6 protein-coding genes and 1 pseudogene are annotated in these 6,977 nt (G+C 70.2%); 2 read left to right on the top strand and 5 right to left on the bottom strand.

Annotated elements, in window-relative coordinates:
• A pseudogene (locus JNW87_RS32110) lies at positions 1-284 on the bottom strand (hypothetical protein); the annotation flags it as partial.
• 58 nt (positions 285-342) lie between these two features.
• Entirely contained in the window at positions 343-480 is a 138-nt protein-coding gene (locus JNW87_RS32105; RefSeq protein ID WP_238454966.1) for a hypothetical protein, read from the bottom strand.
• A 27-nt stretch (positions 481-507) separates the two neighbouring features.
• On the opposite strand from JNW87_RS32105, the gene JNW87_RS32100 reads away from it, so the two are divergent.
• Both JNW87_RS32100 and JNW87_RS41775 read left to right on the top strand, forming a co-directional pair.
• The gene (locus JNW87_RS32100) at positions 508-792 is read left to right on the top strand and encodes a hypothetical protein (protein ID WP_238454965.1); all 285 of its coding nucleotides are present in this window, start codon (positions 508-510) and stop codon (positions 790-792) included.
• Complete coding sequence (locus JNW87_RS41775) at positions 765-872, top strand: hypothetical protein (protein WP_161557743.1); 108 nt, start codon at positions 765-767, stop codon at positions 870-872. The genes JNW87_RS32100 and JNW87_RS41775 overlap by 28 nt, the downstream gene beginning before the upstream one ends.
• Before the next feature lie 69 nt (positions 873-941).
• On the opposite strand, the gene JNW87_RS32095 is transcribed toward JNW87_RS41775, so the two are convergent.
• From JNW87_RS32095 to JNW87_RS32085, 3 genes are all read right to left on the bottom strand, one after another.
• The gene (locus JNW87_RS32095; protein WP_109799744.1) at positions 942-2,858 is read right to left on the bottom strand and encodes a Xaa-Pro dipeptidyl-peptidase; all 1,917 of its coding nucleotides are present in this window, start codon (positions 2,856-2,858) and stop codon (positions 942-944) included.
• A gap of 259 nt (positions 2,859-3,117) precedes the next feature.
• Positions 3,118-4,881, bottom strand: coding sequence for a family 16 glycoside hydrolase (locus JNW87_RS32090; RefSeq protein ID WP_238454964.1), 1,764 nt, complete (start codon positions 4,879-4,881; stop codon positions 3,118-3,120).
• Positions 4,827-6,977 (bottom strand): ThuA domain-containing protein (locus JNW87_RS32085; RefSeq protein ID WP_238454963.1); only part of this gene is annotated, 2,151 nt, incomplete at its 5' end. The genes JNW87_RS32090 and JNW87_RS32085, both read right to left, overlap by 55 nt.

Below are 6,977 nucleotides of genomic sequence, written 5' to 3'. Positions count from 1 at the left end.
GTCGACGCCCAGATCGCCGCCGCCGCCGGGTCGTCCGGGATTTCCGCGCGCCAGGCGTCGAGCCAGGCTCCGTCGTCCGCGGCCGCCACGCCCAGCGCCGACACCCGGCGCCCGCGTCGTTCCCAGTCGGAGCCGGCGGCCTCGACGACGTCGCGGGCGGCCTGCCAGTCGCCGGTGAGCGCCTTGTCGCGGGCGGCCCGCAGGTCGTGGTCGTCGAGGGCCGGGTCGAGGTCGGCGGCCGGCTCGACGGGCTCCGGACCACGGTTGAAGAGATTTCGGAACACGGCGGGAGCATAACGACCGCGGCGGACGTGCACGGCCCGGAACGGGCTGGACGTCGCGTCAGAGCGCCAGCACCAGTTCGCGCAGCTTGCCGTCGAGGGTCGGCGCGTCGACACCGCCCGGCCAGCCCCGCAGCAGCAGGTCAACCGGCCGGCGCTGATCGAAGACCGACGTCAGCGTGTCGTCGATCCTCGGCAAGCGTGCACACCCTTCCAGGCGGCCCGGGTGGGCACCCACCTGCCCGCTCTCGGTCCAGTCGTCTACTGGCCCGAGCTGGGAATCTACCGCCTGTTGTCCGGCGTGGACGCCCGGCACCTGGACGTCGCGCGGGTGCACCCGGGACTGGGCCGGCTGCTGGGCGACGAAGCCCACCAGGTGCTGTTGGAGACGTTGGAGACCTACCTCGACCTGGCTGGCAACGCTCATGCCACGGCTGAACGGCTGCGCTGCACCGCACCACGCTGTACTACCGGCTGCAACGGGTGGAGTCGCTCGCGGACAGGGATCTGAAGGATGGCAACGAACGGCTCTGCCTGCACCTGGCCTTGAAGCTCGGCCGCCTGACCGGCCGGTACCAGCTCGGTCCCTGATCGTCGGCGGGCCGGCGCGGCGGGCCCGGGAGCGGGGCGTGCGGTGCGCGACGCCCCGCTCCCGGATACCTACAGACCGGCCGCCACGGCCGCCGTCCGGCCACCCACGACGGGCAACTGGATCCGGCTGCGGTCGAAGTGGATGGTGATGTCGGCCCGGTTCTGCTTCGCCCGGCTGCTGTAACCGGAGTATGAACACAGCAGGACCACGCCGATCTGGTGGCCGGCGTCGAAGACGTAGTCCTCGGGCAGCAGGGACAGGTCGACGGCGTTCTTCTGACCGGGCACGAGCGGGGTGGACTCGGTACGCGAATCGATGTTGAGGCCGTCGATGATGCCCTTGGTCACGAGTTCCTGCGGGTTCGTGGCGACGGTCTTCTCCACCTTGCGATAGCAGGCGTCCTCGGCGAAGCCGCCCCAGTCGGCCTCCGCACCCCAGCAGTCCTCCTCGGTCAGGGTCCGGATGCCATCGCCCGCGGTACTGAAGCGCTGACGGGTCCCGTAGTCGACCAGCAGCCCGGCGAAGCTGGTGTCCTCGCCGTCGACCGAAGCGTTGATCTTGACGATCGGTGTGCCCGAGATGTGCAGGGAGCCCGTCAACGGTGGGGACAGGAACACCAGCCGGTTCTGGGTGTTCGCCAGCGGGTCGGACGGATGCCGGATGGCATTGGTCTGGCTCATCGTGGGCGTGTCCTGGAAGGTAGCCGACCTGTTCCCGGGGCCCGGACGGACCGACAGTCCGCCCGCGCCATCACCGACCGGCGCCTGCAGGAACACCTGGGTCGGCTGGGTGTCGGGCAGCGGCCAGGTGCGCGCCGTCTCCCAGACGTCCGGCAGCCGCTCGATGTCGACGGTCGGTTCCCGCATGATCCCGTTGTCGATGCCCTGCAACCAGAAGTCGAACCAGCGGTGCAGGGTGTCGACCCATTCGGCTCGGCGGAAGTCGAACGGGTCGACGTGCCCGGTGCCGGTCAGCCAGAGCTTGCGGGGCACGTCCCGCTCGCCCAGGGCGGCCCACCACCTGCTGAAGTGGTCCGGGCGGACGTTGTCGTCGTTGATGCCGTGCACCACGAAGACGCTCGCCCTGACCCGGTCGGCGTGCGGCACGTAGTCCCGCTCCGCCCAGAAGTCGTTGTAGTCCCCGGTGACGTCGTCACCCCCCTGCCCGAGCGTGCCACGCACCGGCGCGCAGTACGCCCGGCGGGCCGGGTTGGTGACGGTGTTGGCGAGGCTGCCCGAATAGTTGTTGGCCCGGGTGACCAGACCGTTGCTGCGCGAGTAGTCGTACCAGCTGGAGATGGCCGAGATCGGCACGATCGTGGTCAGGCCGTCCACCCCGCTCGCCGCGGCGGCGTTGGCGAGCGTGCCGTCGTACGACTTGCCGATCACGCCCGTCCGGCCGTTGTGCCAGTCGGCGACGACCTCTCTGCCGGCGGCGTCGAACCCGCGTCGCCGCCCGTTGAGCCAGTCGATCGCCGTCGGCGCGCTGATGTTGTCGGCCCGGCCGCCCGTGACCGGGCATCCCGTCGAATTGTTGGTACCGATCATGTCGAGGAGGATCAACGCGTAACCGCGCGGCACGAAGTAGTTGTCGTAGAAGAGCGGCCATCTGTCGTTCAGCCCGTCGCCGTCGACGTCGCCCTTGCACTCACTCTCGTTGCCCCGGCACACCGTCGAGTAGTACGGGCTGGCGTCCATCACCACCGGGACCCGGAGCCCGTTCTCACTGGCCCTGGGCCGCATGACGTCCATGGCCACCACGTCGAGCGCGCCGTCCCCGTCGGTGTCGACGTCGGAGGTGACGAAGATTCTCTCCCGGACCGCGTCGCTGTAGGCGAACGCCGGTTGGGTGACGCCGTTCTCGACGACCAGCCTGGGCCGCTCGTCGGCCCCCGGCTGCGCCATCGCGCTCGTCGCCCGCAGGGCGGCCGCCGCGGTGACCGCGGCCACCACCAGCGCCCGCCAGGCAATCCTCGGACTCTGCATTCGCGTGCTCCTCCTCCCCGCGCCGACCGTCGACGGCCCGCGCCCGTCCCCGACCGGCCGGGCGCGGGTGACACCGCAACGATCGAAATGAAACTATGAATTCGGCCGTGATCGGTCTTCGGACACGTGTGGAAGATGCGCGGCATCCGCTCCTACGCCTGTCGTACGGTCGACGGCAACGGCGGCCGGCGGCGGCGCCCACCTGGGACGGACGAGGTGCCGGGTACGGAGGCACATCCCCGTACCCGGCACCGGATCGCTACAGCTCGCGTACCCGCACGTCGCGGAACTCGATCAGGTCGTTCGTGCCGTGGTTCTGCAACCCGACGAAGCCGCTGAGGAACTGGCGCAGGTCGGTCGGCGGGTCGCCCTGGCGGGACGACGCCTTGCCCGGCGTGTTGTCGAACTCGTTGATCACCGCGCCGTTGCGGATGATCGTGTAGTGCTGCCCGACCACCCGGATCTCGTAGTCGTTCCACTGGCCCTTCGGGGTCACCCCGGCCTGGTCCAGGCCGACCGGGTCGAAGTTGTAGATCGAGCCGGTCTTCTGCGGCTCACCCGTGGTCCCGTCGTAGATCTGGATCTCCTGGCCGCAGTAGATCGCCACCCAGGCCTGGGAGGTCCGGGCCGACCCGACGGTGCCGCAACTGCCGGCGGGACGCTGGTCCAGCGGGATCCGCGGGTCCGGGAACCGGGTGAAGGCGCCGCTGTTGGCGTTGACGCCGTCGGCGGAGACGTCCCGGAACTTCATCCGCAGGGAGAAGTCGGCGAACTCGTCCTTGGCGTACCAGAGCATGCCGAGCCCACCGGAGCTGCGGATCGACCCGTCCGGCCGCAGCGCGAACGAACCGCCGGGCGCCTGCCGCCAGTCGGCCAGCGACTCCGCGGTGCCGTCGAACAGCGCCCGGTACCCGGCGACCTTGCCGATCTCGGACTGGGCCGCCGCAGTGTTGATCTTCGTCGCCTCCCGGTTGTCCAGCACGCCGTCGGCGCGCAGGTCGTTGACCACACCGGCGACGTGGCTGACGAACTGGCCGTGGTTCGTCCAGTTGCGCTCATCGTCGATCAGGTCGTTGACCGTGCAGTTGCCGCCGGCCTGGCGGTTGGCCACGCCGGTGTCCTTGTCGAGCAGCTGCACCGTCTTGCGGGCGTCCGGCGCGGTGCAGCCCGCGACGGCCTCGATCTTGGCGGTGGCCACCTCGCCGTCGGCGTAGGTCACCTTGAGCGTGGCCTGGTAGGTGCCGTAGTCGGCGTAGGTGTGCGTCGGGTTCGCCTCGTGCGAGGGCGCGCTGCCGTCGCCGAAGTTCCACTCCCAGGCGATGCCGCCGGCCCGGGCGCTGGAGAACGCGATCGTCTTCGGGCTGCTCTGCGCCACGGCCCGGGCGATGGCGTCGCTCGGTCGCGGCGTCGCCGGGCCGCCCTGGTAGGCGACGCGGATCAGCTTCTGGTTCGGGTGCAGGCTGAAGAAGCCGCCCGCGTAGTCCAGCATGTAGAGCGCCCCGTCCGGGCCGAACTTGGCGTCCATCCAGGACTGCAGCTGGTTGGCGCCGTTGCCGGATCGGATGATCTGGCGCAGGTCCTCGGCGAATGCCGGCGGGCCGTGGTCGGGCACCTTGTCCGGGTCCACGGTGACGGCGACCCGGTTGTTGGCGTTGGACTGGTCACCGATGAACCACTTGTCGTCCCAGTACGCCGGCCAGGCGACCCCGCTGTCGGTGTCGACCTTTTCCCGCTGGTAGGTCGGGCCGTCCATGATGGCCTGCCCGCCGCCCTTGAGGTACGGCTGGGTGAACTTCTCCTCGCCCGCCACGTACGTCGGCAGCCCGCTGCCGTCGGCGCGCTTCGGGTAGACCGGCCCACCGCCCTGCGGCGAGTACCAGATCATGTTGTCCCGGGCCGGCGGGATGTTGACCAGACCGGTGTTGCGCGGCGACTCGTTCTTCAGGTTGTCGCAGTCGTACCAGCCGGTCAGCACGTTCGCGTCGGTGGTGCTGCGGTCCCGGTAGGGCTGCCGGTTGCCCATGCAGTACGGCCAGCCCTGGTTGCCCGCCGAGGTGATGATCGTGCAGTCTCGTACTTCGCCGGTCCGAGGTCCGGGCTGGGGCCGCCGGCGTCCGGGCCGACCCAGGCGGCGGTCAGCCAGTGGTTGACCGGGTCCCAGGCGATCCGGGCGATGTTGCGTACGCCCATCACGTAGATCTCCGGGCGGGTCTTGCCGCCGCCCTCCTCCTTGCCGGTGAACAGGTTGTCCTGCGGGATCGTGTAGGTGCCGTCGGCCTCGGGGTGGATGCGCAGGATCTTGCCGTTGAGGTCGTTGGTGTTGCCGGCGGTACGCCGGGCGTCCTGGAACGAGGTGCCCTTGTAGTCCTGGGTCCAGTTGTTGCCGGCGTAGCCGTTGGACCCGCCGGAGGAGTTGCTGTCGCCGGAGCCGATGTAGAGGTTGCCGCTCTCGTCGAAGGTCATCCCGCCGCCGGCGTGGCAGCAGCTGTGGATCTGCGTGTCCCAGTGCAGCAGATCCTTGCGGGTGCCCTGGTCGATGGTCTGCTTCGCGGCGTCGTAGGTAAACCGGGACACGGTCCGCTGGCCGATCCGCCGGTCCCGGTCGATGGACTCGTGCGGCATCCAGTAGACGTAGACCCAGCCGTTCTGCGCGAACTTCGGGTCGAGGGTGATGCCGACCAGGCCCTCCTCGTTCTTGACCAGTTCGCTGCCGCTGCCCCGGTTGCCCATCACGGGCAGCGTGGTGAGCAGCTTGACCTGCTTGGTCTTCGGGTCCCAGCGGTGGATCGTGCCGCAGCCGAGGCCGACCTTCGGGTCGTCCCAGCTGGCGACCGGCCCGGTCGGGCAGGCCGCCTTGCCGATGTAGTAGACCGCGCCGTCGGGCGCGATGGTCAGGCCGTGCGGCTCACCGATCTGGTCGAGCTGGCCGGCCTGGTTGGCGGCGGTGAGCCGCTCGATCCGGTAGTTCGCGGCGATGGTCGCCTGGCAGTCGCCGCGCACCATGCCGGTCGTCCACTTGATGGCCCCGGCCAGGTGGCCCTGGAACTGCTTGTCCCCGGTCCAACTGTCTGCGGTGCGCCCCATGCCGGTGTAGAACGACCGGCCGCCGTCGTAGTCCTGGCACCAGGAGATCGGGTGGAACGCCCCGTTGCCGCTCAGCCCCGCGTTGTAGGTGCCCTCCTCGACCTGGGCGATGGTGTGGACCTTGCCGACCGGGCTCGGGTCCCAGTTGATCCACTGGTCGGAGCGGGTCCAGGTCAGCGGCAGGCCCTTGTTGGCCGGGTGCTGCCGGTCGGTGACGTCGACGACCGCCCGCTGCACCGTGCTGTCCGGGGCGGGGCCGGCGTCGGGTCCGATCAGCCACAGCTCGGCCAGCTGGATCAGCGGCTCCCCGCTGTTCGCGGTGATGTTCAGCCGGTAGTGCTGGTACGCCGTGCTGTTGTCGAAGCTGAACTGCCGGGTCTGGAACCGCTGCGGGAAGGTCTCCCCGGTCCGGGTGTCCAGGTCGGTCCAGGTGGCGCCGTCCTGGGAGCCCTGCAGGGTCCAGTTCTTCGGGTCCCGGCCCGGGAAGTCGTTGGCCGAGGTCAGCGCGTAGCGGGACACCACGACCGGCTTGGCCAGCTTGGCGGCGAGCCACCCGGTCGGGGAGAACGTCAGCCACTTGGTGCCCGTCGACCCGTCGATCGCCTTCGCCGCGGTCTCGTTCGGCGGGTTCTCGGCGCTCGCCGTGGCCGAGACCGGCTTCTCCGCGTTGGGCAGGCCGGCGGCCGGGCGGGTGCCGATCAGACCGGTGAACCAGGAGGATTCCGGCTGGGCGCGCGCGGCGTCGTGGACGCCGACGAAACCGCCGCCGGCCTTGACGTACGCCTGGAAGGCCGCTTCCTGGGCGTCGTCGAGCGTCACCCCGTTGGCGGAGAGGAATACCACCGCGCGGTACCGGGCCAGGTTGCCGAAGGTGAACACCGCCGGGTCGGCGGAGTCGTCGACGGTGAAGCCGTGTTGCTCGCCCAGCTGCCGGATGGTGGCGGTGGCCTTGGCGACCGGGTCGTCCTGCTTGTCCGTCGGCCCGTGGAAGACCAGCACCTTCACCGCCGCCGCGGCCTCGGCGGCGGCGGCCGG

Origin of the sequence: Micromonospora sp. ATA51, assembly GCF_016802855.1 — a bacterium.
Classification (GTDB): domain Bacteria; phylum Actinomycetota; class Actinomycetes; order Mycobacteriales; family Micromonosporaceae; genus Micromonospora; species Micromonospora sicca.
Note: the sequence above shows the minus strand (reverse complement) of the source record. Positions and strands in the feature narration are given on the sequence as shown.